19 protein-coding genes are annotated in these 26,574 nt (G+C 54.2%); 10 read left to right on the top strand and 9 right to left on the bottom strand.

Going from position 1 to position 26,574, the window contains the following annotated elements; translation table 11 throughout:
- The gene (locus CWI75_RS15395) at positions 1-1,398 is read right to left on the bottom strand and encodes an L-serine ammonia-lyase (RefSeq protein ID WP_101522421.1); all 1,398 of its coding nucleotides are present in this window, start codon (positions 1,396-1,398) and stop codon (positions 1-3) included.
- A 30-nt stretch (positions 1,399-1,428) separates the two neighbouring features.
- A complete protein-coding gene (gene glyA, locus CWI75_RS15390) occupies positions 1,429-2,697 on the bottom strand; it encodes a serine hydroxymethyltransferase (RefSeq protein ID WP_101522420.1) in 1,269 nt (422 codons plus the stop codon).
- Between the two features lie 121 nt (positions 2,698-2,818).
- On the opposite strand from glyA, the gene CWI75_RS15385 reads away from it, so the two are divergent.
- The gene (locus CWI75_RS15385) at positions 2,819-3,664 is read left to right on the top strand and encodes a LysR family transcriptional regulator (RefSeq protein WP_101522419.1); all 846 of its coding nucleotides are present in this window, start codon (positions 2,819-2,821) and stop codon (positions 3,662-3,664) included.
- 161 nt (positions 3,665-3,825) lie between these two features.
- On the opposite strand, the gene CWI75_RS15380 is transcribed toward CWI75_RS15385, so the two are convergent.
- A complete protein-coding gene (locus tag CWI75_RS15380) occupies positions 3,826-4,872 on the bottom strand; it encodes an ester cyclase (protein ID WP_101522418.1) in 1,047 nt (348 codons plus the stop codon).
- Between the two features lie 92 nt (positions 4,873-4,964).
- Between CWI75_RS15380 and CWI75_RS15375 the strand changes: the two genes are divergently transcribed.
- Positions 4,965-5,966, top strand: coding sequence for an alpha/beta hydrolase family protein (locus CWI75_RS15375; protein ID WP_101522417.1), 1,002 nt, complete (start codon positions 4,965-4,967; stop codon positions 5,964-5,966).
- A 114-nt stretch (positions 5,967-6,080) separates the two neighbouring features.
- Positions 6,081-6,722 carry a TonB-dependent receptor gene (locus CWI75_RS15370; RefSeq protein WP_101522416.1) on the top strand — a complete coding sequence of 214 codons (642 nt, stop codon included), beginning with the start codon at positions 6,081-6,083 and terminating at the stop codon, positions 6,720-6,722.
- A 433-nt stretch (positions 6,723-7,155) separates the two neighbouring features.
- On the opposite strand, the gene CWI75_RS15365 is transcribed toward CWI75_RS15370, so the two are convergent.
- Positions 7,156-7,623: an Lrp/AsnC family transcriptional regulator gene (locus CWI75_RS15365; protein WP_101522415.1), complete on the bottom strand. Its 468-nt coding sequence runs from the start codon at positions 7,621-7,623 to the stop codon at positions 7,156-7,158.
- Between the two features lie 120 nt (positions 7,624-7,743).
- Here CWI75_RS15365 and mdeB point away from each other — a divergent pair, with 120 nt between their 5' ends.
- Positions 7,744-10,449 (top strand): alpha-ketoglutarate dehydrogenase, encoded by a 2,706-nt coding sequence (mdeB, locus tag CWI75_RS15360; RefSeq protein WP_241521257.1) that lies wholly within the window; start codon positions 7,744-7,746, stop codon positions 10,447-10,449.
- 1 nt (position 10,450) lies between these two features.
- A complete protein-coding gene (locus CWI75_RS15355) occupies positions 10,451-11,797 on the top strand; it encodes a 2-oxo acid dehydrogenase subunit E2 (RefSeq protein WP_101522414.1) in 1,347 nt (448 codons plus the stop codon).
- Between the two features lie 190 nt (positions 11,798-11,987).
- On the opposite strand, the gene CWI75_RS15350 is transcribed toward CWI75_RS15355, so the two are convergent.
- A complete protein-coding gene (locus CWI75_RS15350) occupies positions 11,988-12,866 on the bottom strand; it encodes an AraC family transcriptional regulator (protein ID WP_101522413.1) in 879 nt (292 codons plus the stop codon).
- A 129-nt stretch (positions 12,867-12,995) separates the two neighbouring features.
- On the opposite strand from CWI75_RS15350, the gene CWI75_RS15345 reads away from it, so the two are divergent.
- The 3 genes from CWI75_RS15345 to CWI75_RS15335 are packed head-to-tail and all read left to right on the top strand — an operon-like array spanning position 12,996 to position 16,805.
- Entirely contained in the window at positions 12,996-14,159 is a 1,164-nt protein-coding gene (locus CWI75_RS15345) for a nuclear transport factor 2 family protein (protein ID WP_101522412.1), read from the top strand.
- A 4-nt stretch (positions 14,160-14,163) separates the two neighbouring features.
- Positions 14,164-15,177, top strand: coding sequence for a nuclear transport factor 2 family protein (locus tag CWI75_RS15340; RefSeq protein ID WP_101522411.1), 1,014 nt, complete (start codon positions 14,164-14,166; stop codon positions 15,175-15,177).
- A gap of 23 nt (positions 15,178-15,200) precedes the next feature.
- Positions 15,201-16,805: a sodium:solute symporter family transporter gene (locus tag CWI75_RS15335; RefSeq protein WP_101522410.1), complete on the top strand. Its 1,605-nt coding sequence runs from the start codon at positions 15,201-15,203 to the stop codon at positions 16,803-16,805.
- A 442-nt stretch (positions 16,806-17,247) separates the two neighbouring features.
- On the opposite strand, the gene CWI75_RS15330 is transcribed toward CWI75_RS15335, so the two are convergent.
- The 3 genes from CWI75_RS15330 to CWI75_RS15320 all read right to left on the bottom strand — a co-directional run bounded on the left by CWI75_RS15330 (position 17,248) and on the right by CWI75_RS15320 (position 21,453).
- A complete protein-coding gene (locus CWI75_RS15330; RefSeq protein ID WP_101522409.1) occupies positions 17,248-18,597 on the bottom strand; it encodes an MBL fold metallo-hydrolase in 1,350 nt (449 codons plus the stop codon).
- 129 nt (positions 18,598-18,726) lie between these two features.
- A complete protein-coding gene (locus tag CWI75_RS15325) occupies positions 18,727-20,340 on the bottom strand; it encodes an AMP-binding protein (RefSeq protein ID WP_101522408.1) in 1,614 nt (537 codons plus the stop codon).
- A gap of 114 nt (positions 20,341-20,454) precedes the next feature.
- A complete protein-coding gene (locus CWI75_RS15320; RefSeq protein WP_101522407.1) occupies positions 20,455-21,453 on the bottom strand; it encodes an NAD(P)H-dependent flavin oxidoreductase in 999 nt (332 codons plus the stop codon).
- Positions 21,454-22,055: 602 nt separating this feature from the next.
- Here CWI75_RS15320 and CWI75_RS15315 point away from each other — a divergent pair.
- Complete coding sequence (locus tag CWI75_RS15315; protein WP_162300108.1) at positions 22,056-23,324, top strand: MFS transporter; 1,269 nt, start codon at positions 22,056-22,058, stop codon at positions 23,322-23,324.
- Positions 23,325-23,466: 142 nt separating this feature from the next.
- Here CWI75_RS15315 and CWI75_RS15310 read toward each other — a convergent pair whose 3' ends face one another.
- Positions 23,467-24,537: a LacI family DNA-binding transcriptional regulator gene (locus CWI75_RS15310; RefSeq protein WP_101522405.1), complete on the bottom strand. Its 1,071-nt coding sequence runs from the start codon at positions 24,535-24,537 to the stop codon at positions 23,467-23,469.
- Positions 24,538-24,772: 235 nt separating this feature from the next.
- Between CWI75_RS15310 and CWI75_RS15305 the strand changes: the two genes are divergently transcribed.
- A partial coding sequence (locus tag CWI75_RS15305; RefSeq protein WP_101522404.1) for a CoA transferase occupies positions 24,773-26,574 on the top strand: 1,802 nt, incomplete at its 3' end.

Here is a 26,574-nt window from a genome sequence, read left to right as displayed (position 1 = left end):
TCAACATTCGATGATGTTGACCGGGATCTCCATAACGTTGACTGCCAATCCACCACGGGCGGTTTCCTTGTACTTGTCCTGCATGTCCTTGCCCGTATCACGCATTGTTTTGATAACCTTGTCCAGCGAGACGAAGTGCTTGCCGTCTCCGCGTAATGCCATTCGCGAGGCGCTGATGGCCTTGATTGCGCCCATCGCATTACGCTCGATACAGGGAATCTGAACCAGTCCGCCGATAGGGTCACAGGTCAAGCCGAGGTTATGCTCCATAGCGATCTCCGCTGCGTTTTCGACTTGTTCGGGTGTGCCCCCCTGTACTTCGGTCAAAGCGCCTGCAGCCATTGAACAGGCAGACCCCACTTCGCCCTGGCAGCCGACCTCCGCGCCACTGATCGATGCGTTCTCTTTGTACAGAATTCCAATCGCTGCCGCTGTCAGCAGAAAGCGCTCAACGTCGTCTTCATTTGCGCCAACGCAGAACTTCATGTAATAGCCCAGGACCGCGGGGATGATGCCGGCCGCGCCGTTAGTGGGTGCGGTCACGATGCGCCCGCCGGCAGCATTTTCCTCGTTAACGGCCAGTGCATAGAGGGTCACCCAGTCCATAATATCTAGCGGATCCTGCGCGCCCGCCTGCTTTGTTTTCAGCTGTCGATAGAGGTTCGCTGCACGGCGTTTTACCTGCAAGCCACCGGGCATTATGCCCTCGGTCTGGCAACCGCGCTTGATGCTGTCTTCCATGACCGTCCAGATGTTTCGCAGGCGCTCCCGTATTTCATCACTGCTGCGCCACATTAGTTCGTTGTGACGCATCAGGGTACTGATCGAGTAACCCGATTTATGTGCCAGTTCGAGCAACTGTGCGCCGGTGGTGAAGGGGTAAGGCAGTTGGGTTTGGTCTTCGATGATCCGCTCGGCCCCGGCCGCACTTTCATCGACCACAAAGCCGCCGCCTACGGAGTAATAGATCTTGCTATCGAGCTCGTTTCCAAAACCATCGAAGGCTGTGAATTTCATGCCATTGGGGTGGTAGGAGAGTGATTCCTTACGGTGCAGAATGAGGTCGTGTGCTTCGTCAAAATTGATGAGTCGCCGGCCATTGAGGTTGAGGCGATATTCATCGCGCACCCGGGAGACTGTCGCCGCAATGCCTGCAACCTCTACCGTTTCCGGGGCCTCACCCAACAGTCCAAGAATAACGGCCTTGGGGGAGCCGTGGCCTTTTCCCGTGGCGCCCAGCGACCCAAATAGCTCTGTCTTGACCCGCGCCACATCCTGCAGAAGGCGTGCTTGATGCAGACCATCTGCAAACGTGAGTGCCGCCCGCATAGGCCCGACGGTATGTGAGCTTGACGGCCCGATACCAATTTTAAAGAGATCGAAAACGCTAATTGCCATGGAGTGACGCCTGTGTCCGGTAGTTGGTCGTTAGTTTGAGCTGGAGTTGGCGTAAACAGGATGCTGCTTACACAGCGTCAGGACCTGGTCACGAACCTGGTTAATGATGCTCTCGTCCTCAATATCATCGAGTACATCGCACATCCAGTTCGCCAGTTTACGCGCATGCTCGTCGTTCATTCCGCGCGTTGTCATGGCGGGGGTGCCGATACGCAGCCCGCTGGTTACGAACGGCGACTGGGGGTCATCGGGTACGGCATTCTTGTTTACCGTTATATTGGCGCGCCCGAGAGCGGCATCCGCGTCCTTGCCGGTCATGCCTTTTTCAATCAGGTCGACCAGGAATAAATGGTTTTCTGTGCCGCCGGAAATAACCCTGTAACCACGTTGTAAAAAGGTCTCCGCCATCGCCTTGGCATTCTTGACGACCTGCTTTTGGTACTCGCGAAAGGAGGGTTCCAGCGCTTCCTTGAAGGCTACCGCCCTGGCTGCGATCACATGCATCAGCGGCCCGCCCTGGATCCCCGGAAAGATTAGCGAATTGAACTTTTTAGCCAGTTCGGGTTGGCCTTGGGCCAGGATGAGTCCGCCGCGTGGGCCGCGCAGAGTTTTATGGGTAGTGGTTGTAACCACATGGGCGTGGGGAATAGGACTCGGGTAGACGCCTGCGGCGATCAGTCCAGCCACATGAGCCATGTCAACAAATAGCCAAGCGCCTACATTGTCGGCAATTTTTCGAAACCGTGCCCAGTCCAAAACCTGAGAATAGGCAGAGAAACCAGCCACGATCACTTTGGGATGGTGTTCCCGGGCGAGCGCGTCTACCTGGTCATAATCGATCTCGCCGTTTTTCGGGTTCAGGCCATATTGGATGGCATTGTAGATCTTGCCTGAGAAATTGGGTTTGGCGCCGTGGGTCAGGTGGCCGCCATGATCAAGGCTCAATCCGAGAATGGTATCACCGGGCTTTAGTAATGCCATATAAACCGCGGTATTGGCTTGTGAGCCTGAGTGGGGTTGGACGTTGGCGTAATCGCAATCGAACAATGCCTTGGCGCGATCAATGGCCAACTGCTCTACCACGTCGACGTTCTCGCAACCACCGTAATAGCGCTTACCGGGATAGCCTTCGGCGTATTTGTTGGTCAGCACGGTGCCCTGAGCTTCCATCACCATGGGGCTGGTGTGATTTTCCGAGGCAATCAGTTCAATATTCTGCTCCTGACGCAGCTCTTCTTTTTGTATAGCCTGCCAAAGATCGGGGTCATAGTCTGAGATACGAAGTGCCGTGCTAAACATAATTTCCCCGTGCGTGACCAGGTGTGTGTGGATATCAATCTCGGTAGTCTACTGAGCGTCTGGCTATCTGTTAAATTAATAATCAGAATGTAACTATTAATAATAACTATGAGTATATTTGATGCGTAATCTACCAATAGACGTGTTGCGGACCTTTGTAACAGTGGCCGAGTTGGGCAGCTTTACCCAGGCTGGCGAACTGCTCGGGCGCTCACAACCCGCGATTAGCCTGCAAATTAAGCGGCTCGAAGAACAAATCGAAGCATCCCTGTTTACAAGGAAAGGTCATCAACTTGGGCTGACATCCTCGGGCAGTAAATTATTGAAGTATGCGCTGGAAATTCTGGCCTTGAATGACAAGGTGATCGCCGAGTTCAAACAGCCCTCCCTGACCGGACGGGTCAGGTTTGGTATACCCAGCGAATTTGCCACGACGCTGTTGCCGAAGATCCTGGGTAATTTCACCCAATCATATCCTGGCGTTAACCTCGAGATTAATTGTGAACTTAGCAAGAATTTGCTCTCCCAGCCGGCAGATCAGTATGATTTGGTGCTTGCCCTGCAGGATAAATCGCCAAGGAAGCTCGTCTCGCGCATCAAAGAAGATGAGTTGGTGTGGGTGAGCGGCAGTATTCATGATATCCACCTGCAGTCGCCGCTGAGGTTGGTGCTGGCTCCTGAGCCGTGTATCTACCGTGCTCGCGCCCTGGAACGGCTGAATAGTTTGGGCTGCCCCTGGCAAATTGCCTATACCAATACCGATCTGACAGGAATTCAAACAGCCATTGAAGAGGGTCTCGGTGTGACAGTTTTGGCCAAAAGTACAGTGCCTAAATCACTGCGGGTCCTGCCTAAAACAGACAAGTTTCCCCGCCTTGGTAAAGTAGATATTCACCTGTATTACGACAAGCGAACAGCAAATAACGCACTGCTTAGACTCGTGGACTATATTCGCATTAGTATATGAATCGCGTCACAAGCTCGAACGGCATAGCCTGGAACCCTTGCCAATTTTAGCTTCAGAATAGCATTAAATGTCGTCGCTAATAACCGGGTATTCATCACGATATAGCATGGGACTCTGCAATTTTCGATTAATTTCGTAGAGTTGGACTTTCTACTCACTCGTTAATCAGGTCGACCGGCATTCACAATCCCTGAAAATCCCGCCCGTGCCTTATTGAATTCCCGGAGGCGGGCAAATACGTCGACGTTCAACTGGTGATACACGTGCAGGATATCCACCAGCACCCAGTTCTCCCGAATCATACCATTTTCACAGCGCCAGAAATCCAGGCTGCGCATGGTGATTGCCTGGCCCGCTGGTGCAATCCCCAGCCAGCCATCTCCGGATACGCTCATGTGCATACCCGGCCATGCGGTGAATCCAACAAAGTCGCCATCGGCGAACAGGTGACCTGCACCGGTAGAGCCAACCCGATCGGGCAGGCCGTTAAGAAAGGGAATCTGGTGCCAGTTGCGAAAGCCCCTGATGCCGCGAGCGGTACCAATAGCCGAGGGTCCGTACCAACTGCAGCGAGGGTGCCAGTACTTATCCAGCTGCATTGCTTCGACGCCGCCCTCGGCATAACGACCGAGGCCCTCACACATATCGCCGACCAGCTTCTCGCTGGCAGCAGCCTGGGCGGCGTTCCGGGGGCTGGGTACCAGGCCGTTCTGCGGTGCGGGGGAAGGCACTTGCCACTCGCGTCCGAGGCTGGGAGACATCGGCCATGCACCGGCCTGCAGCATAACCTCGGGTATGTCCCATAGGGCTTGCATCTCTACGATGCGATCGTCCTCGAGGCGAAAGAATTCATGGAAGCGCATCGCAACCTGGTGACCGGTGGGCGGTATGTCCAGCCAGGGCTTTTCAAAACTGCCTGTGTAGTAACCACAGCAACCGACCCAGTTATCCCGATGGGGAGTAGGGCCGGCCATGACGATCGTGTCGCGGCGCTCAAGATCGGGAATCGCCTCTTGTAGCCCACTGTAGACCACCGAGTACAGCGCTTCCGGGTTCTCCAGCGTCTCGAACGGGTAGGCAAGATGAATCACGGCGTCGTCACGGAACAGCGCGTTAATGGTCTCGCGCACGCTCTCCGGTTCGTAGTTGTACAGGGCCTCCCTGAGAGCGGCGACAGTCTGTTTGTTGCGGTTATGAATGTCCGTCATGATGTCCTCTTTTGCGGTAATTGCATTCGCAGTCAATATGGGTGAGGATAACAAGAAAATACTGGTCGAGGGCAGGGGAGGAGAAACAATTTATGCGACAGGGAGTGAAAATTCTCGCAGCCATCGCGCTGCTGTTACCGGTTTTCAGGGGATTTGCGGGGGACACGGGTATTACCCCGGCAGCGCTGGCGACTCTGGCGGCCTCCGGCAGCCATACCTTTACATTGGTCACCGATAACCCGGGTACCGAGGGGATCCGGCGGCAGATACTAAGCTTCGAGGTAGATGGGCTGCGGCAGTATGCGCTGTTACTCCGGCCGGCGGGGGACAGGCCGGAGCAGGGCTGGCCGGTGCTGCAATTCAATCACGGTTTTCATCCAGATCCACCGCGAAACGGGTTCAATGCCCAGGGCAAGAGCGACCGCCCCGGCGATTACTATCGGCAGACAACACAGGCCTATGCCCGCGCCGGTTTCGCCGTGGTGGCCCCGGACTACCGCGGGCACAACGTTTCCGAAGGGGGTGCGTTCACCTCCCGCGCCCTGGCCGATGCCTGGTATAGTCGTGATGCCATTGCCTGCTTTCTGGCCCTGGAGAGTGTCGATGGTCTCGACCTGAGCCGCGCTTACATGCTGGGGCATTCCATGGGCGGTGCCGTCACCCTTCGCGTCATGCGCGCGCTGGGATCCCGGGTAAAAGCCGGCGCAGTATGGTCAACTTCGGGCGGTGGCGGACTTGCCTACCTGATGGGGTGGGAACTGGCTGAAAGCTTGGGCGAAGATTATGCCGGGGTGAGTAAACCCGTGCTCGATGGCTTAATGCATGAGTTGCAGGAACTGGGGCAAGGTGTCGCGGCGAATGATCTTTATTCGCTTAACAACGCGGATAAGATAGAGTCACCGATCTCGATTCAGCATGCAGCCGGGGATACATCTACACCCGCTGCGGCCTCCATGGATCTTGCCGCACGGTTGTATCTCGCCGGTAAGGACTATCAATTGAAGATATATCCGGGCTCGGATCATCTGTTTACCGGAGAGCAGTTTAGCAGGGCTATGGAGCGGGATATTGCCTGGTTTGAGGCTCACCGTTAGGGCTTATATTTATTGATATTACGTGCCTGACCGATGAGACCGTATCGCTGCAGGTCACCTACGATTTTGACAGCTTCACAGTCCGCTCAATCACTGCGGCCAATGACTACACCAATGACATCAATTTTGACTTCGATTTTTCGCCCACCCCCGAACTCAAACGGTGGTTACATCGAAGGGTCTGAGGGCTGGTCGCAGGAATTAGTACTTACGTCCAAGCACGACGGTGCGTTCCAGTGGACTGCTGACGCCTACTACTTCGATCTGAAGGATTACAACAGTTTCTACATCTACGAGCAGACAGTGCGTGATGACTCCACTCGACCGGTTATCGAAACTGACCAGGGGACTTTTATAATCCTCGAAGGTACCGACATCGTTTCCGATGCAACGCTGCTCAATGGGTTCTTCGCCAACGCGGTAGAGATTGAAACTGAGTACTGGGGTTTATTCGCCCAAGGGGAATACTCGCTCACAGACAGCCTCCGGTTGATCGCGGGTATGCGCTATAACGACGAAACCAAGTCGACTGATTGTGGTGGTAGTAACTTCACCGGTGACACCAATGGCGACGGTGTAATCGATCGCGTAGTTAACGTGAAAGACGGCGTGGTCGGCAGCTCGCCGCTTATTCTTCCGGAGATTGATGCCCGGCGAACGCCGGGCTTTTGTGTGTTGGATGCTGGTGGGCCTATTCCTGGAGTCACATCAGCGGCCGCAACGTGGGGTCTGCCTCAATCTGGATGTTACCGATGAGCCACGGTATAGCCACCAGGAGGGGCGCTTCTTCCATGGTTGTTAGAGGCCTGCTATTTGCCAAGGTACATCTTCTGTGGCGAACACTTGCTGTGCTGAAGTTTGCGCCATGCAAAGCCCAGTGCACGACCATCCGGTTACGTGGCTGAGGATCGGTGCCCGGATCCAGATCACGGTCCGCAAGGTCTGGCTCTCGTTTTCAGAGAGTATCCCTACGCCAACGACATTGCCTAGATCCTTGCCAACCTGCGCCGTTATCCGGCGTGGGTGCCATAGGGATAAACGTTCTCCACTAAACTGGTCTCACCCATCACCGGCAATACCTGCTAGAGCCCCCGCACACTACGATCGCGCAACCGGCCATTCTAATTGCCGTGAAATAGTCAGCAATGGGGCGATCAAAAAAAGTGAGCGAAGCGGAATGAGTAATTGACTACGTCCTTCGTAAAGGCAGCGCGGTTTTATAGCGGACTTGTTTGAGTGCAATGCTGGAGCGTATTTTCTCCACTTCCGGCATCGGGGAAAGCTTGTCGACGATAAATCGCTCCAGGGATGTCACGTCCGGCACAGCAACTCGCAGCAGGTAATCCTCGTCACCTGTCATCAGGTAGCACTCCATGACTTCATCGTGGCCTGCAACCCGCGTTTCAAACTCGGTCAGTAGAGAACGGCTTTGTGCCTTCAGGCTGATGAAGATGAAGACATTCAGGTCGAGGCCCAGAAAACCGGGGTCGAGGAGTGCCACGTAGTCGCGAATCAGGCCGCACCTTTCAAGCCGCTTGACCCTCTTCAGGCAGGGTGAGGCAGACAGGTTCACCCGTTCGGAGAGTTCTGTATTGGTAAGCTTTCCATTCACCTGAAGCTCGTAGAGGATCTTCAGGTCTATTCCGTCAATTTTCATGTTTACTCAAAAAGTGCAGGTTTGTGGCAGATTATGTCTTAAATAACGCATGGGGCAACACAATACGACAGAATATGGCGAATAAATGCTAGTAAGGTATGCAGGCTAAGAGGAGCCTCCATGTCTGACTACACTGAAATAATGTCCAGCGCCGGGTTGGCCGGCGCCGGTTCTGATGCACAGGAGATGGCCGAGTGGTGTGAAGCCCTGCAGTCACTTGTGAGCCATGCCGGTGCCGATCGCGCCAGGCAGATTCTCGACGCAGTCACATCGATTGCGCGAGCGCCTGATATTGGCTGGCAGCCTACCTACGGTACCCCTTACGTCAATACTGTTCCCGTTGAGCAACAACCGGCATTCCCGGGGGACCTTACGATCGAAGAGCGTCTGGTCTCTCTCATGCGCTGGAATGCGCTGGCCATGGTAGTGCGTGCCAACAAGGCCTATGGAGAGCTGGGCGGGCACGTTGCCAGTTACGCGAGCGCGGCGGACCTGTTTGAGGTCGGCTTTAACCACTTCTTTCGCGGCCCCGGGCATGCGAGTGGTGGTGACCTGGTGTTCTACCAGCCTCACTCCGCGCCGGGTGTTTACGCCCGGGCGTTTATGGACGGTCGTTTTACCGAAAGCGATCTGGAGCACTACCGGCAGGAGATCTCTGCAAGCCGCAATGGTGCCCAGGGACTTTCGAGCTACCCACATCCCTGGTTGATGCCCGATTTCTGGCAGTTTCCCACGGGTTCCATGGGGATCGGCCCAATCAGCTCCATCTATCAGGCACGCTTCATGCGCTACATTCAACACCGAGGATTGCAGGATACTTCTGCCCGCAAGGTGTGGGGCATATTTGGCGACGGCGAAATGGATGAGCCTGAAAGCATGTCGGCGCTGTCGCTTGCCGCGCGAGAGGGGCTCGATAACCTGGTCTGGGTGGTGAACTGTAATCTGCAGCGTCTCGATGGCCCGGTGCGTGGTAATGCTCGTATTATCGATGAACTGGAAGCCTCGTTCAGTGGTGCGGGCTGGAATGTCATCAAGCTGGTCTGGGGCTCGGACTGGGACGGGCTCTTTGCCCGGGACCGAGAGGGTGCATTGGTGCGCGCATTTGCCCAGACGATGGATGGCCAGTTGCAGACTTTCGCGGCGAAGGACGGTAGCTACAATCGTGCGCATTTCTTTGGCCAGAATGACAGCCTGGCTCGTTTGGTGGAGGGCTTGACCGATGACCAGATAGATCGCCTGAAACGGGGTGGTCACGATCTGGTGAAGATCTATGCCGCATACCATGCGGCCGTTCAACACAGCGGCCGTCCCACAGTTATTCTTGCCCAGACCAAGAAGGGTTATGGGATGGGCAGCGCCGGGCAAGGCAAGATGACGACACACCAGCAGAAGAAGTTGACTCGCGATGACTTGCTCGCCTTCAGGGATCACTTTCAACTGCCTCTGTCGGATGAAGAGACCGAGTCCTTAAGCTTCTGCCGGCCAGCGGCGGACAGTCCGGAGATGCGCTATCTCCATAAACGACGTGAAGCGCTGGGTGGGCCGATGCCATCGCGGCAGACATCGGCGGCAGCGGTATCCATTCCCAAACTGGAGAGCTACGGCAAGTTTGCTGTTGAGGCGGGCGGCAAGGAAATGTCGACCACTATGGCCTTCGTTCGAATGATGTCCAGCCTGATGAAAGACAAGCAGCTGGGTCCTCGGGTGGTACCTATTGTGGCTGACGAGGCGCGCACCTTCGGTATGGCGAATTTGTTCAAGCAATTCGGGATCTACTCCAGTGTTGGCCAGCGCTATGAACCCGAAGACATCGGCTCAATTCTGAGTTATCGCGAAGCACTGGATGGGCAGATCCTGGAAGAGGGGATCAGTGAGGCTGGCGCGATCAGCTCCTGGGTTGCCGCGGCAACCAGCTACTCAACGCACGGCCTGAACATGCTGCCATTTTATATTTACTACTCAATGTTCGGGTTCCAGCGTATCGGGGACTTGATATGGGCGGCAGCAGACCAGCGAGCGCGTGGATTTTTACTCGGTGCCACGGCAGGTAAAACCACACTCGGTGGTGAGGGGTTACAACATCAGGACGGACACAGCCATTTACTGGCCTCCACCGTTCCCAACTGTCGTGCCTATGATCCAGCCTTTGCCGGTGAGCTGGCCATCATCGTGGATCATGGTATGCGGGAGATGCTGGAAGAACAGAAGGATGTTTTCTATTACGTCACTGTGATGAACGAAAACTATGCGCAGCCTACGTTACCTGACGGTGCTGCTGAAGGCATTATCAAAGGACTCTATCGCTACGCGCAAACATCGGCCGGTGGAGCGAAGGCAGCTGTGAGGCTGGTCGGTTCTGGCACCATATTGATGGAGGTCATTGCCGCGGCCGAGTTGTTGGCTGAGGACTGGAATATTAGCAGTGAGATCTGGAGCGCAACCAGCTTTACTGAGCTGGCTCGTGAGGCGAGAGCTATCGAGCGCTGGAATCGTTTGCACCCGCAGGACGTGCAGCGGGTCAGCCATGTGGCCCGGCACTTCACCCCTGAAGTACCTGTTATCGCTGCAACTGATTATGTTCGTGCTGTACCGCAACTGATTGCTTCCTATATTGAAGCTTCTTTTGTAGTGCTGGGAACCGATGGTTTTGGGCGCAGTGATACGCGGCCAATGTTGAGAGGATTTTTTGAGGTTGATCGAAAGCATATTGTAGTAGCGGCACTGTCCAGCCTGGCTCAGCGGGGAGAAATTGACCCGCAAGTGTGCGCTGATGCCATCGTGCTGTACGGGATTGATCCCCAGGCAACTGCATCCTGGGATTGTTGAGATGTCCGAACTACATGAACTAGTCCTGCCCGATATCGGCAGCGTATCGGAAGTGGAAATAATCGAGCTACTGGTGAGCATTGGTGATGAGGTTGAGCTCGAACAGGCGTTAATCAGTGTGGAAACCGACAAAGCTACGATGGAGATTCCTTCTACCGTGGCGGGCCGCGTGCATCAACTCAAGGTCGCGCAGGGAGACAAGATTCGCGAAGGTGCAATTATTGCATTGTTGGAGTTAAGGGCGCCCGCAATGCAGCAGGGAAAAAACAATACTATTACCCCGGATACTTCCAGCAAGACAGATACCGATTTTGTCTCTGAAATAGCTTTTTCGACCTTGGCCGATAATGCTCCGAGCCCTGCTGCCGAGGAACAAGACTCTAGTGACAGCTCACTAGCACAGGCTGCGCCCTCGTTAAGTGACAGGATTCCACCGTATTCATCGCCCTCTATACGTCGCCTGGCCAGGGAACTGTGTGTGCATCTGCCCGACGTTGCAGGTACTGGTGAACGAGGACGTATTACGCGAGATGATGTGATGGCGCACGTGCGCGGAACAATGGAGGAGAAACGGAAGAAAGGTAGCCTCAAATCGATCACATCCGGGGATGATTTCCCTGGGCTGTTAGCGTGGCCAAAAGTCGATTTCCAAAAGTTTGGCCCAGTAGAGCGGCGTGAGCTGTCGAGACTTCGCAAGGTCAGTGGGGCCAACCTCCATAGAAACTGGGTTGCCATACCTCACGTAACCAATCATGAAGACGCCGACATTACCGACCTTGAATCATTTCGGGTGCAGATGAATACGGAACATGCCGGAACGGGTGTGAAAGTGACCTTGTTGGCCTTATTGATCAAGGCCTGTGTCGCGACTTTAAAGAAATTCCCGGAGTTCAACGCCAGCCTCGACGGGGATGAGTTGGTGGTTAAGGGCTATTATCACATCGGCTTTGCAGCGGATACGTCGCGCGGCCTGGTGGTTCCTGTAATCAGGAATGCCGACCAGAAAAGTGTTTTGGACATTGCCGATGAAGTTGCTTTACTGGCCGCCAGGGCACGGGAGGGCAAGCTGACGGTAGAGCAGATGAGCGGCGGCTGCTTCTCTATTTCATCACTTGGCGGTATCGGCGGCACATACTTCACCCCAATCATCAATGCGCCGGAAGTGGCGATATTGGGTGTGTCGAAAGCGCGATACCAGATGATCTGGAACGGGCAGGCCGCCGAACCCCGTTTAATACTGCCCATGAGTCTAAGCTGGGATCACCGCGTTATTGATGGCGTTGCTGCCGCACATTTTAATGTGTATCTGATTAGCGTCCTTACTGATTTAAGACGACTTATTCTATGATGAGTCGAAAATTGAATTTCAACACTTGTTTTCATTACGAAACGGGAAGAGTTGTGAATTCAGAACACTCTTTCATTTGTGTCTCAGCACGGATCTGGTTGTGCCGGCACCGCATGCGCTCTTTCTTCAAGCTCGCGAATCCGCGGTGTCGGGGGCACACTTCGTCCAATTGAATACCGACCAGTATTGCCTACCGGCCGATTTTCCGCTTGAGGTCCATGCGATAGAATTGTGGGCTTAAGCCGCATTCCCGTTTAAACGTCTTGGTGAAATGCGACAGATCGTGAAATCGAAGCTGGTTCGCTATTTCCGTCACCGATAGCTCTGGCGTCATCAGCATCTTCATAGCGAGTTCAATGCGCTTGCCCAGCCGGTACTGGTGCGGTGCCCGGCCGACGGCCTGCTTAAACACTGTTCTAAAGCGGCGTTCAGACAGGCCGCATGCATTACTCAGGAAATCGACCGGGACTTCGTCCAGTAATCGATCGTGTATGATTCCCAGCGCCGGCTGGACCCTGGACAGATCGGAAAGCCGAGTGCCGCCCCGGGGATTGGGCCGAGAGTAGGCGAGTATCAACTTGAGTAGTTGTAGCAGCAGGCAGCGTTCGGCAACGATACTCGAGAGATCAAGCTCCATCTCTTGATTGCTCTGCGGCACCGGATACAGAGTAGATCGCCGTCCCGAGATCCCCACCAGTGACTCGATCACTTCGCGTGCCTGTGTGGCGATCTCGCCCGTTAGCAGGTTGGGAAGAGTATAGAAACTGATCAGATCGATGCCGCCAAACACCGAATATTTAACGTTAATGCCCCGAATCGTACATGTGTCAGCTTCGAATGCGTGGCGAATTCCTGGGGGGGCTATAAGCAGTTCCCCAGGTTGCGCCCGGTAGGTCTTGATAGCTTCACCCGAAGGCTCGACCTTGAGTGTGTACGCCGTATCAAGCGGTATAATCAGAACCAAAAAGGGGTCGAGCCGCCAGCCGCTCTGAAAGGGAGCAGCCCTATGAGCTTCGCACCAGGTCAGTTCCGTGCGAAGCGAGTTGGCTACCAGATCGCGTAGATTCATTGAGATTCTTACCAGTGAACAGCCGATTTATACAAGAGTAACGGTAACGTGTTGATCATAAGGAAGACGCGAACGAATATCTATGTGCGCCTGTATATTTTTTTGTTAGCCACAAAGGGGGAGTGATTGATGACTGATTTTGATGCCGCAAAGAGAGCAAGACCACTGAAGCGATCTGACATGCCGCCGGACTATGCAATCTCGCTCGATCGTTATATCAACCGTGATGGTACGGGCGGGGGGTTTCGGGAAGACGAAAAGTGTATTCCGACTGATTTTGGTGTGTTGCAGCCGATGGGCGGGTTTGAGGAGGCTTACCATAACATCATTGACTATATCGTCCGGATTACTTACCGGATATGGGAGGATCGGGATGTCGAATACATTGGGGACACTTACTCCGCTGATTGCATGGTTTTTGACGATTATGGCCTGCAATGCGGCTGCGAGAAGATCATTTCTGACACTCATCACACCCTCGGGGCGTTCACCAATATCAAGCTCATCGCTGACGAAATAATCTGGGCTGGAGACGACGAAAACGGCTACCACACTTCACACCGCACCATCATTCGAGGTACTAACGACGGTGACAGCAAGTATGGTCCCGCGACAGGCAAGACCGTTGATGTGCTGGTAATCGCGAATTGCGTCGTTCGTGACAATAAGATCTTCCTTGAACATGTGTTGTACAACAACAGCGCCCTGGTGGAACAACTTGGTGTTGACCTCCATGAGGTCGTTCAGAACATGGTGGCCGTTCCCCCGGCCGGCTGGCCCCGCGACGATGCTACCTGGCACCAACTGCGAAACGCGACGAACCCAGGAATGCCCATCTCCGTCAGCGAGTCACTGGATGGATTCGATATTGATCGCTTTAGCCGCGATGCCTGTGAAATGGTCTGGAGCGCCCAGAACTATAAGGAAATGACGCGCTTCTTTTCGTCTGAGATTTCCTTTGCCGGTGCCACCAACCGGACAGCCGAAGGCTTGGATGGGTACCGGAATGCCCATCGCAGCATTATGGATTGCTTTACGGTTGATAACTTCAGCGTCGACGAAGTGTACTGGATGGGCAACGGGCAAGATGGTTATCTGGTCTCGGTTCGGTGGAGCATGGACGCGGAACATGCCGGTTCTGGTGCGTTTGGTCCCGCCACCGGCAATCCCGTACAGTTGTGGGGGTTGAGCCAGTACAAGGTGATTGAGGAAAAGATTGTTCAGGAGTGGACGTTGTTCAACGAGCTCGATTTGCAAATACAGATAGCGGCAGCGCGTAGCAAGGAGGCGTAATTACATGGAGAACATGCAGAGTATTAAAGATATTGTGAGAAATTTCCACAATGCACTCGATCGCGCTGATGCGGGAGAAATTGCCACAGCAATGAGTCAATATACCACCGAGGACTACCACTGGTATGGCATGCACCCCTTCTATGAGCAGTGGGGTGTAATGGATGTCGCCGATGTCTTCTGGGAGCCGTTGCGTAGGTCCATCGCCCCAATACAGCGTCGAGCAGACATCTTTTTCGCGGGTAAAAACCAGATAGACAACGAAAGCACTCAGTGGGTTGCCGAGATGGGTCACCTGATGGGTCTTTTCGACGAGGAGTGGCTGGGTATTCCGCCCACGCGGAAGATGATCTTCCTCCCATATGTGGAGTTTAATCGCGTCGAGAATGGGAAGATCTGCGAAACCGCATTTTTCTGCGACCTGATCAGCGTCATGAAACAGGCTGGCTTGCAACCGCTTCCAGAGCAAACGGGCGCCTTTATCATTCAGCCCGGTCCGCGCACCCATGATGGACTACTGTACGGTACTCAGGATCCCAAGCAGACTGCGAAGACCCTGAAACTCATCAATCGTATGTGCGATGAGCTTACAGGATCAGATATGCACTCTACGGACGATGAGTTACGTAACACATGGCACGAAGACATGATCTGGTTCGGCCCGACAGGCATTGGCGCAACCTACACCATCCCACGCTACGAAGTGCAGCACCAGGGGCCGTTCAACGATGGACTGAAAGATATCACGTTCAACGGGCACATGGCGCGGTTTGCAGAGGGCAGTTTTGGCGGGTGGTTTGGCTGGGCGAATCTGTCCATGAAGACGAGCGGGGGCTTCCTGGGTCTGACAGGCTCGGACATCCCGACAGAGATGCGCGTGGTTGATCTTTATCGGAGAGACGGCGACAAGCTTGCGGAGAATTGGGTGTTTATCGATCTGCTGCACTTTCTTCATATGCAGGGTCTGGATGTCCTAGGCCGACTTAAGAGTATGAGAGCGCTATCTCAGTCCAATTAAAACCGTAAAAAAAAGGGTGACAAATGGCACAGCTGGCAGGAATTGATTGGGTAATTTTGGTTGGTTATGTCTTTGTCACCCTCGCAATTGGAGTGAAGTTCAGCGGCCGTATTCACACCGCGGAGGATTACTTCCTGGGGGACCGCTCTATTCCGTGGTGGGCTCTGGGACTTTCCGTTCTGGCGACCTACGTCGGAGCGATGACTTTTCTCGGTGCCCCGGCGTGGGCGTATGATGAAGGACTGGCGATTCTGCTGATCCATATTAATTACCCGATCGCTATATTTTTCGTTTGCGTCGTGTTTATTCCGTTCTTTTACGATTCCGGTTCCGCCTCCATCTATGACTACCTGGAAAAGCGTTTTGGTGGTCAGACGAGACTGTTGATGGCGTCCGTTTTCCTGTTCGGAAACTTGATCTACTCGGGAATCATGCTCTATACCACCTCGCTACTACTAAGCTATATCGCTCCGATTTCCGTACCTGTAGCGATTCTTCTGGTGGCTTTGTTTGCCTTGAGCTACACATTGCTGGGCGGTTTGAATGCAGTCGTCTGGACTGATGTTGTCCAGAGCTTCGTATTACTGCTGGGTGCTTTGTCGGTACTGTTCTTCCTGCTACTGGGTTTTGAAGGGAACATGGGAAGCTTGTACGGCGACCTCCAGTCTGCCGGCACGCTCGATATCATGAAAACGTCGCTAGACCCGGAAGTGACGGCGACACTCTGGACGGGTATTGTGGCGATGTCTATTTACCATGTTGTGGTATACGGCGTTAACCAGATGATGGTCCAGCGGACATTGGCAGCCAAAACCATTGGCGATGCGAAAAAAGCCTTCGCGTTTATGGGATATGCCGCATTCTTTGTTTTCCTGCTGATGTTTGCTATCGGCATACTGCTTGGGGATCACTACGCGGGGCAAGCTTTTGACAACAAAAATACCATAATCCTCACCTACATCGATGAACTGGCTGTACCGGGATTGTTGGGTCTCATTGCCGCTGCGGTTCTGGCATCGGCCATGTCCAGTCTAGATTCTAGCCTCAACTCGATGGCCACAGTATCGACGCTCGACTTCTACCAGCGCTTCAGCAAAAAGCCGTGTAGCCCAGAGAAGGCATTGGTGGTGACCCGTCTATTCACCGTCTTCTGGGGTATGGCGGTATTGGTGCCGGCCTTCACGGTACTCGGTTGGGGCGGATCGGTCCTAGAACTGTTGAGTAAAATTGGCTCCTTCTTCGTCGGAGCGAAGCTGAGCTGTTACGGGCTCGGATTTTTTTCCCGCAACGCCAACGAAAGGGGTATCTTGGTCGGTGTCGCGGCCAGTTTTACGGTGCTCTGGTGGGTGGCCAGCTACACACAGGTGGCGTGGCCCTGGTACGCGGTCATTGGGGGACTTGTGAGTCTCATTGTTGGCTGGCTTGCCAGCCTGGCCCTGGAAGGCAGGCGACATGAATGGCACCCCTACTCGGTGCCTGGGCGCCGGCGCATGTTTGCCGAACGTGGGCTTCCCACCCATGAGTCAGGCTGGAGCTTGATGCCGGGTAGCGTGGACCGTGCTCTGCTGGGCCTTCCGCTGTTTTTCGTCGTGTCCCTGGGCGCTCTCTTAGTGTTGACAACCCTCTAGCTAGCGGTGCACTTATCGGCTCTTCATCATTAACCGGGTTTAGTGAATATCGGTGCATCCCCCCTTAATGGGGAAGAGCCATGGGGAAGAGCCGAAGAGCCGAGCCGGCGGATGCTACAATGCGAGACCTGACCCCCCGAAGGAAAGACCGGGAAAAGAGAGAAGTGGTAGCTACGGGTGGACTTGAACCACCGACCCCAGCATTATGAATTTGGCTGGATATTTTTAACTTACTGATTTTATTGACTTAAATTCGAACACCCACAGCGCATTTTCCCGCACAGAGCACAACGGATCAGAGCAAGCCCCGCAAATCTCCCGCAGGGTCAGGCGGGCTTTCCTGTCATCTCGGCCGTTGTCAAAATACGAGCGAAGTCCCGCGCGATGATTTACGGCTACTGAGGTGAACAAGCAGCCATAACCGGAGGACATCCAATCACTATCATGGCTGTCCGAGACGTGCACGAGCCTCACTTATACCAGAGCGCAGCCAGCCGGCTTCATTGGAGTTACGCGAGTCAGCCAATAGCTTTTCCAGCGCCGCCAGCCTCGCCTGCAAGGCCGCTATGTTGTCGGGCTCCGCCTTCAGTGCGATATCCGCTATATGAATCGCACGAACCGCATCGCCTCCACTGAGGTAGTTCTGCGACAGTCCAGCCATCTTGTCAGCCCCGCCACCCAGCGCCACGAGGTCTGGATACACGGCACCTACCGGTGTCGAGTACATATTTGCCGGGTTACCGTCAAACCAGCCCATATAACCTTCATAAATGCCTCGCACGGACCAAGATATTGCGCCGTATTCTTCACCAACATTCAGTTCGGGAGGCAGGGTAATTTCCTGCATCAGGGTATGTACATCCTTACCCTGGTTCATACCGGCAACAGTCTCATCATGTACGTACAGGATTGCATCACGAGACTTACTGACCACCTGCGTGATAGTGGCATTGCCGTGGATGGCATCACCGTGGCTAGGAATCAATATTTCCGGTTCCAGTTCCAGCATTGTGTTCAGCGCATTGACATAGTCCAGTGCCCATCGTGGTTTGGTACCGCGAAGGGTATAGATATTCGGAAACGAGCCGTAGAAGTTGTCGCCAACGAACAGAGCTTTCAATTCTGGTATCCAGACCGAGAGTTGGTCGGGGGTTTCTCCGGGTGTATGTATGACCTGGAACGTCAGGCCCCCGAGCTCGAAATCGTACTTTCGGTCAAACAGGATGGTCGGCAGGATCGTCGCCGCATAGTTGCCGGGATTCATCTGTGCAGTAGCTGCAACAGTTTCTGTCGCCGCAGTTACAGGACGCAGATAGTCTGGGAATTGAGCGCGGTTACGGGTGGCAAACATACCCTTCAGACGCTGCGTATAGTGTACGAACTCCTCATGCTCCGCATGCGCGATAATCTCAGTGCCTTCTTCGCGCCAGAATGGTATGCCACCTCTATGGTCGCCATGGGCATGAGTTAATATTATGTAGCGGACCGGAGCATCGCTCACTTCCTGCAACAGCTGTTTGTGCTTGGGTGCGGAAACACTCCCCGAGGTATCAATAACGACATTCCCGTCTGTGGTGACGACCATAAAGGTGTTGCCAAAACCGGTTGCTTGCCAAATTTCATCAGTAATGCGCTGCGCGGAGGTTTCATCTGATCCGACTTGCGTCGGATCCAGGCCCATTGGCGTCTGCGCTAGAACGGGCAGGCACAGGAATAGAGAGACGGTCATTAAAATCGTCCCCACCCGTGTGGCAGAGCCTGCGCTGAGGCTGCTGAATGTGTCTATAGTCATGATCCCTTACTCCATTTTAAGAAGATATGCTGAGTGGCCAGGTATTCGAGCTTGTAGAATTTGCCGTCGAGTGAATTCCGCGAGATTGCGCTAAGCGTGTGTACTACCCCGAAGCTACATACAGACAGCTCACGCGGACGTATTTTCTGTCCTCAGTGAACGCCGCAGAATCTTACCTACCGTAGACTTTGGTAAGTCCTCCACAACTACTACATGCTTGGGCACTTTATAGGCGGTGAGCGACTCCCTACAAAAAGCTCTTATTTCGTCTTCACTGAATACATTGCTAGTTGTAGTCACGAATAGTTTGACAGCCTCACCGGTTTTCTCATCAGGTATACCCACTACAGCACATTCGATTACGTCCGGGTGACGGCTCACTACCTCCTCGATTTCATTCGGATATACATTGAAGCCAGAAACAAGAATCATATCCTTTAGGCGATCAACTATCCGAACAAAGCCATCTGCCTGCAATACGGCAATATCCCCGGTATGAAACCAGCCCTCTTCATCAATGGCTGGCGTACTGTTTTGCGGGGCCCGCCAATAACCCTGCATGACTTGTGGGCCTCTGATTAGAAGCTCTCCTTCCCCTTCAGGCTTCACGTCATGACCATCGAGGTCTACGCATTTCAGTTCAGTATTTATGACCGGTTTGCCTACAGTACCTGTTTGCCTGGCTCCTATGGTATTGATGCAGGCTGCAGAGGTAGTCTCTGAAAGCGCGTAACCCTCGTAAATATGACACCCGGTACGCTGGTACCATTCTTCAGCGACTGACGTCATTAGTGCGGCTCCACCGGCAATGGCATACCGTAGGTTATCAAAATTAATTCGGTCGAAATCCGGATGCATCATCAAGCCGGCATATATCGTATTGATCCCCGCAATAGCCGTAAACGGACGTTCGCACATGATCTGAATAAATCTGTCTATGTCGCGTGGATCGGGTATTAATACCGACAGCGTACCCATAGCCGTGGCCATGACAACGCTGGTGACGAAGCCATAGATGTGGTAAATCGGCATGGGATTAAGCACTACGTCTTGTCTCTCTTCAGAGGGAGGATATGCCGTGTTAAATTGACACATGCTTGCAAACAGGTTTCCGTGTGTCAGCATACTGCCTTTTGAAGCCCCGGTTGTGCCACCGGTGTATTGCAGCAAAGCCAGGTCTTCCATTAGCAATGAGGCCGTGGAAAACGGCAAGGCCGCACCTTGGCGAAGAGCTTCTGGTAACGCTGTGGTATTTACCAGCTCGCAATTGATGCGAGGCTGCGGGGTGATCATATCTTCCTGATGCGTTGTTATGACATGCTCTACAGCGCATTGTGAAATTATTGTTTCCATAACAGACTGATTGCGCGCCAACATCACCAGTACGCGGGCGCCGGAATCTGTTAACTGTTGAAGTAACTCCCGCGCGGTATACATTGGGTTTGTGTTAACAATAATCAAGCCGGCACGTAGCGCGGCCCACGCGACAACAGGATACTGAATGAGGTTTGGTAACTGAACCGCAATTCGGTCGCCCTTTTGCAAGTTGAGCCGAGTCACCAGAAAAGCTGCAAAATCTCGACTCAGGCGATCGAGTTCTGCAAAGGTCATAATCTGGCCCAGGCATGAATAAACCGGCAGACTGGCATTGTGCCTGCAGGAGCTTTCATACAGTGCAATAAGACGGCTGCTATCTGGTGCATCGGGCTCACGTGTTTGTTGCCGATCGAAGTTATCCGACATTGTTGTTCACCCCGTATATTATTATTCAAAGAATTTGATGATCGGGCTAGTGACCGTTCGAAAGTACAGCATGTGCAGGCTACTCATGATCAACACGAAGTCATGGTCCGCTAGTCACGCTGCGTTTACATCTCCTGCTGGCGAGGTGGCAATAATTGTCCTAAGACGCTCGTTTATTATTTGCTTTGCCTCGGTCACGATATTCTGTACCAGTTCCCGGCAGCTCGGGATGTCGTTGATGAGGCCGCCGCACATACCTATGGTTATCATTCCCGCTTCTACATCGCCGGTGGTCCACGCAACTTCCTGGTTTTTCCCGGATACCAGATGATGCACCTGGCTGAAATCCGCACCCTGCGCCTCCAGTTCGGCGACCTGGTCGGCCACACTATTGCGATAGACGCGAGACGTATTACGGTAGCTACGAAAGATTAGCCGCGTCTGGGTCTCATCCATCTCGACAACCTTCTGCTTGATGTTCTGGTGAACCTGGGACTCCTTTGTCACCACGAAACGGGTACCCATATTGATACCCTCACAGCCCAGGGCCAGGGCGGCCACGAGGCCGCGCGCATCCGCTATACCGCCGGAGGCGACAACCGGTATTTTCAGTGCGCTGGTCGCTGCAGGAAATAGCACAAGTCCTCCGACATCACTCTCACCTGGATGCCCGGCACACTCGAAACCGTCTATGCTCACTACGTCGACGCCGATGCGCTCGGCTGTCAGTGCGTGTCGTACCGCTACACACTTATGGATCACCTTGATACCATTGGCCTTGAAGCGCTCCATGAATGGCTCCGGACTGCGGCCAGCGGTCTCTACGATTTTCACTCCGCTGTCAATTATCGTTTGTACATAGTCGTCGTAGTTGATTTGGGTAACCGCCACGCCCATAGTCAGGTTGACTGCGAAAGGTTTGTTGGTTAGCGACTGGCACTTTTCGATTTCAGCCCTCAGCCTTTCACTGGTGGGCAGCGTAAGTGCTGTCATCACGCCAAGTGCGCCTGCGTTAGAGGCCGCGGCCGCCAGTTCGGCGGTGCCAACGCGCATCATTCCACCACAGATTATCGGAGCTTCTATGCCGAGCAGTTCGGTGAGTCGGGTCTTCATAAAGTAAAATCTCCAGTTTTGCAGGAATGCTGGGCCATGGGCTCACATTTAAATCGAGATTAGCGCAACAAATTCGCAATTTCAAGAAAACGTTTGCTCATTATTGGTCAAATCCCTCAAGCCGATTATCGTTTCTCAACGCGCCGCTGGAGAAACTGCCTAAGACGTTAGCCATTTTAGTCTTTGGGCCTTTGCGCAGTGCCGATTGGCAGAAGTTCTTGGACCATAACACGCGAGATTGTGCGTGATAGTTTTCGCATATTTTCGGGTATCGTGAGCCTTCAGCTTGGTAAGTGCATTGTAAATCTAATACCCGGGCAATGGCGACAATCGTAACGCAAACGATTCCTTGATGTCGCAATAGTTTTGCAATACGATTGTCTCAAAGAGGTTTTGCCAGGCAAATTGGCGGCAAAAAGGGTTAGTGCGTATGTTGATAAAGGATTGGCAATGATCGTGAACACATGGCTTAGCTGGGAGCACAGTATGCAACATAGGTCCCTGGCCGTCGGGCGACTGTTGGACACTGTCGGCGCAGCGTGGAGGAGTAATCAACGCGATATCTTTGTTGGTTGCAATCGTCCGTCAGGGGTATGGGAAACGTGAGCGAGCGTATTCGGGCGAGGATTTTTTACGGGTGGGTCGTACTCGGTGCCTGTTTTGTGATCTCCATGGTTTCAGGGAGCCTTTTTTACAGTAGAGGGGTGTTCCTGCCGGCAATGTCTGATGAATTCGGTGGGAGCAGATTTGCCGTCGCGCTGGCATTCACGATTGCACATGCCGGTGGCGCTCTGTCCGCGCCGTTTATAGGGCGGGCACTGGACCTTTGGTCCGCCAGACGTATTTTGCTGATGGGAACCGTCCTGGTATCCGTGGGGTACTTTCTTGCGTCCCTCGCGCCCAGCATACTTGTAATATATGCAGTCTTCGGGCTAATTTTGAGCGTTGGCTGGGCCTCGATCAGCAGCTTTTCCACGTCAAAAGTAGTTGTGCGATGGTTTAAGCGACGTCGGGGACTGGCATTGTCACTTGATGTGGCTGGCGCTTCAGTGGCCGGGATTTTTATTCCGCCAATTGCGGCATGGCTGCTTCTGAACTTCGGGTGGCGGGGTGGCTACGTTATTCTCGGGGTGGTGGTGGTTATCATCCTTGTTCCAATCATACTTTTATTCATCAAGGACCCCAGTGAAACCGGCGACACAACCGACGGTATTTGCGCCCCGAGTCCCTCGGCCGGTGTAGCCTCCCCGGTTGGCGAGGATGAAAAATTCTGGAGTACCCGGGAGCTGCTTCGGAGTCCGTCTTTCTGGGGCATCGTTATCCTTTTTAGCGGCATGGTTTGTGTTTTTCAGGGGCTCGGCCTGCATCTTTACGGTCATTTGGAGGATTCAGGTATGGGTGCCTACGAAGCTTCTATCGTCCTTTCGGTAATGGCAGCCCTGATTGCATCCGGTAAGCCTTTGCTCGGATGGTTGGCTGATCTTCTCGGACCCAGGATGAGCATATTGATCTCCCTGGTCTGTCAGATGATTGGCATAATTCTGTTCTCACTTGCGCATGAAAAATCGGCCTTCCTGATAGCGGCTGTAATTTATGGCTTCGGTTTGAGTGGAATGGCGCCTCTTCGGAATATGGCGTTGGCGTCTGCATTTGGCAGTCAATCATATGGTTCCGCTTACGGCTTGATGCAGCCTCTATCGCTTCCGATTGTATTGCTTGCATCGCCTATTGCCGGGTTTGTCTATGACGAATTGGGTAGCTACGTCCTCGCTTTCCAGATATTTCTGGTCATATTGCTGGTCACGGCGCCGATGCTCTATTTCATCAAATCCGATGATAGAGCAGAGCAGGAGGTTGCGGTAAGGGTTTGAGTTTCCATGCCGGCGGTGGGTGATGTCCCTGAGTGAAGGTCAGCAACTGTGTGGTTATTAATCTACGGCTTTCACGCTACCGGTTTTGCAACGTATGCACTAATCGCGGCCTTCTGTACCAACGGTGTCGTCATTGCCTGCGTCAATCTGGCTCAGTTTGTGGCGGTGGCGCTATTGACGCGCGATCAATGAATTCTGTTGGCTGGATATCAGGCTCGGGCACCTCACGGCCTTCGATTCGCGCAATCAGGCGCTCGACCATTCCTGCGGCCTCGCCTTCAATGTTGCGTCGAATGACGGATAATGACGGTTGAAAGGCTCGGTGCCACGGCGAGTCACCGAACGCGATGAACGAAAGGTCATCTGGAATCCTGGCGTGGGCGGAATGAATTCCCTCCAGGGTGTAGGGTGTCATGACACCGTTGCCGGATATGATTGCAGTTGGCGTGGGCGAATTTGCGAGAGCATGCTGCACCAGCCCGACCGCCTCTTCTTTCTTTGCAGCCTTTAGCAAGGTTACGGAGCTCTCTGGGAGCCCATGCGCGATAGCGCACTCCTGGAATGCCTGGAAACGTGTGCGGCCGAGCAGGGATTGATCCCGCCAGTCGATGTAGGCGACCTGCCGGTGTCCCATGCTGAACAGGCGTCTTGCCGCATGAGTGCATGCCGCCTTGTCGTAATGAAACCACGTGGCGTTATCTACAATAAACGTTCCTTCGACATGGGGGGTCGTCGACTCACCCACAGATTCCACAGGAATCCCTGACTCGAGGAGATCCAGTAGTTCTCGAGTGACTTTCAATCGCGCTGCGCCCAGGAGGACCCCGTCTACATCACTCTCGCGAATTCGATTGATCACCGAGAATCCGCCGGTAGACCCGGCGCTGTAGTCGAAGACCATGAGCGAGTATCCCCGCGCGGCAGCAACACTGATCGCAGTGCGGACTTCGGTCTGGTTGCCCGGGTTCTCGAGATCTGGTGCCAGCATGGCAATTGTCAGCGAACGGGAGGTGCGGAGAGAGCGAGCTGCCCCGCTGGGCTGGTATCCGACTTTTTTGGCAATCTCGACCACTCTGGATCTGGTTTGATCACCAACGCCCCGATGGCCTGTCAGCGCTCGCGACACGGTTGAGATTGACACGCCTGCGATCTCTGCGACTTCGCGGATGGTGGCGCGATGTTTCGGGGTAATTGACGAGTGCAACGAGGCCATCCATTAGTTAGAAAGAGGTAGTATAACAGCCATCAGCCCGTTCCGCGAATGGGAATGCCACTAATCACAATGCAGGGCAGGCGCGGCCTCCAGAGCTGCAAACGTTTGCTTGAAAAGTCTAATTTGTTGCGCTAGGCTGCGCCCATATTGAAAATAGAGCGGCCTATGAATTCAGCTGTGCTGCGATATTCACTATTCAGCGGTCGCCAAAGTTTGGTTGCCAAAGGATAATTGTATGAGTGCTTCCAACGCATCTGCCCTCGCGGGCGTGCGTGTTCTTGACCTCACCGACGCCTCAGGCGTCTTTTCGACACGTCTGCTGGCAGATCTCGGTGCCGACGTTGTACGTATCGAACCGCCGGATGGTGGGTCTCTCCGTAGTCACGGCCCCGGCCTCGACGGCATGCAGGACGCTGAGTGCGGCTATTACCATCTTTTTCATAATATGAATAAACGCTCCGTTGTCGCCGATCTCGATGATGCGGATACTCTCGCCAAGGTGAAAGCCCTGGTGCGGACGGCTGACATTCTGGTTGAATCCGGCGCGCCCGGGCGGCTGGCAGCGTACGATCTCGATTACGAATCTGTTCGGCAAATTAACCCTGGCCTGACCTTTGTCTCCATTTCGCCCTTTGGCCAGGATGGTCCGTGGTCGAACCGTTCCGGCAACGATCTTATTGCAGCGGCGTCGGGCGGAATACTCGGTATCAGTGGGGCGCCTGATGAGCCGCCTATGCAAGGCAACGCCGACCCGTCTTACAAGATGGCGGGTCTGGCAGCGGCTACGGGTGCGCTGCTGTCCTGGCAGGGCGTCTGCCGCGGTGCACCGGGCGTCCATGTTGATATTTCGGTGCAGGAGGCGACTGTGATGATGGGGGTCCAGTCGCTAAACCCGTGTATTTATACGGTTGAGGGTCACATCCCCCGGCGGCAAGGGTTCTTCGGCCCGATTCATCGCTGTAAGGGCGGTAAATACATCGCGGCTCACGCGTTACCCCAGTCGCTGTTGAGGCTTCAGGCGGTGGCAGCGGAGCGCGGAATCGTTGCCGAGGAAGGAGAGGCCATTCCTGGCGCGGGAATCATGAAACAGCTGGCGGCCAATATAACCGCGGAAGAGGTTATGGCCCTGGTTGAGGAGTTTGACCTGATCGGGTTGCCCGTTTGCGGGTTCGAGGATATTTATGCGCATCCGCACTTTCAGGCAATTGATCAATTTGCACCAGTCAGGCACGAGGGCCTGGGCCTGGACCTCACTAGCGTCCGCAGTCCGGTTGCCGGGATGGCGGCGGACGTTCCAGCTCGTGCGGCGCCCGTGCTGGGAGAACATACCGAGGCGGTCTTCGCAGAAGTTCGTGCAGAGCCCGACAGGCCAGATAATGCAGGGGTAGTGGTAGATGTCGCCAGGCCGCTTGCGGGGATTCGCGTACTGGATTTCTCGTGGGTACTTGCGGGCCCCCTGGGGACACGAATCCTTGCCAACTTCGGTGCCGAAGTCATCCGTATTGAATCATCGGTGCGCCTGGATATCGTGAGAATGGAGGGCGCCATGCTGAGTGCAAACGGTGTTTTTAATGATGCGAACCTCGGGAGGCGATCGCTTACGCTAGATATGTCCAAACAGGAATCTATCGCGCTGATCAGGAAGATGGTCGAGCAGGCGGATGTGGTAACTGAAAATTTCAGGACGGGTGTCCTCGATCGTATGGGGCTCGGCTACGACGAGCTCAAGAGGATCAACCCCGGGATCATTGTCATGCATCTGCCTGGTTGCGGGGTCACGGGCCCCTGGGCAAAGCGCGGTACCTTTGGCGGTATCCTCGCGGCTGCTGCCGGGCTGAATGAAATCTCCGGGTTCGAAGGCAGTCCGCCTTATGGTATTGCATGCGCCTACCCCGACTTTACCTCGCCCTACCTGCTCTGCCTGCAGATCCTGGCGGCGTTGCGCGAGCGCGAGCTAACTGGCCTCGGTCAGGAGATTGTGCTCAACCAGCTTTCCGCCACGGTGTCGCTGATGGGGGCAGAATGGGTGCGCTGGGG

Source organism: Kineobactrum sediminis (assembly GCF_002868715.1).
In the GTDB taxonomy this organism is placed as follows: Bacteria; Pseudomonadota; Gammaproteobacteria; order Pseudomonadales; family Halieaceae; genus Kineobactrum; species Kineobactrum sediminis.
Note: the sequence above shows the minus strand (reverse complement) of the source record. Positions and strands in the feature narration are given on the sequence as shown.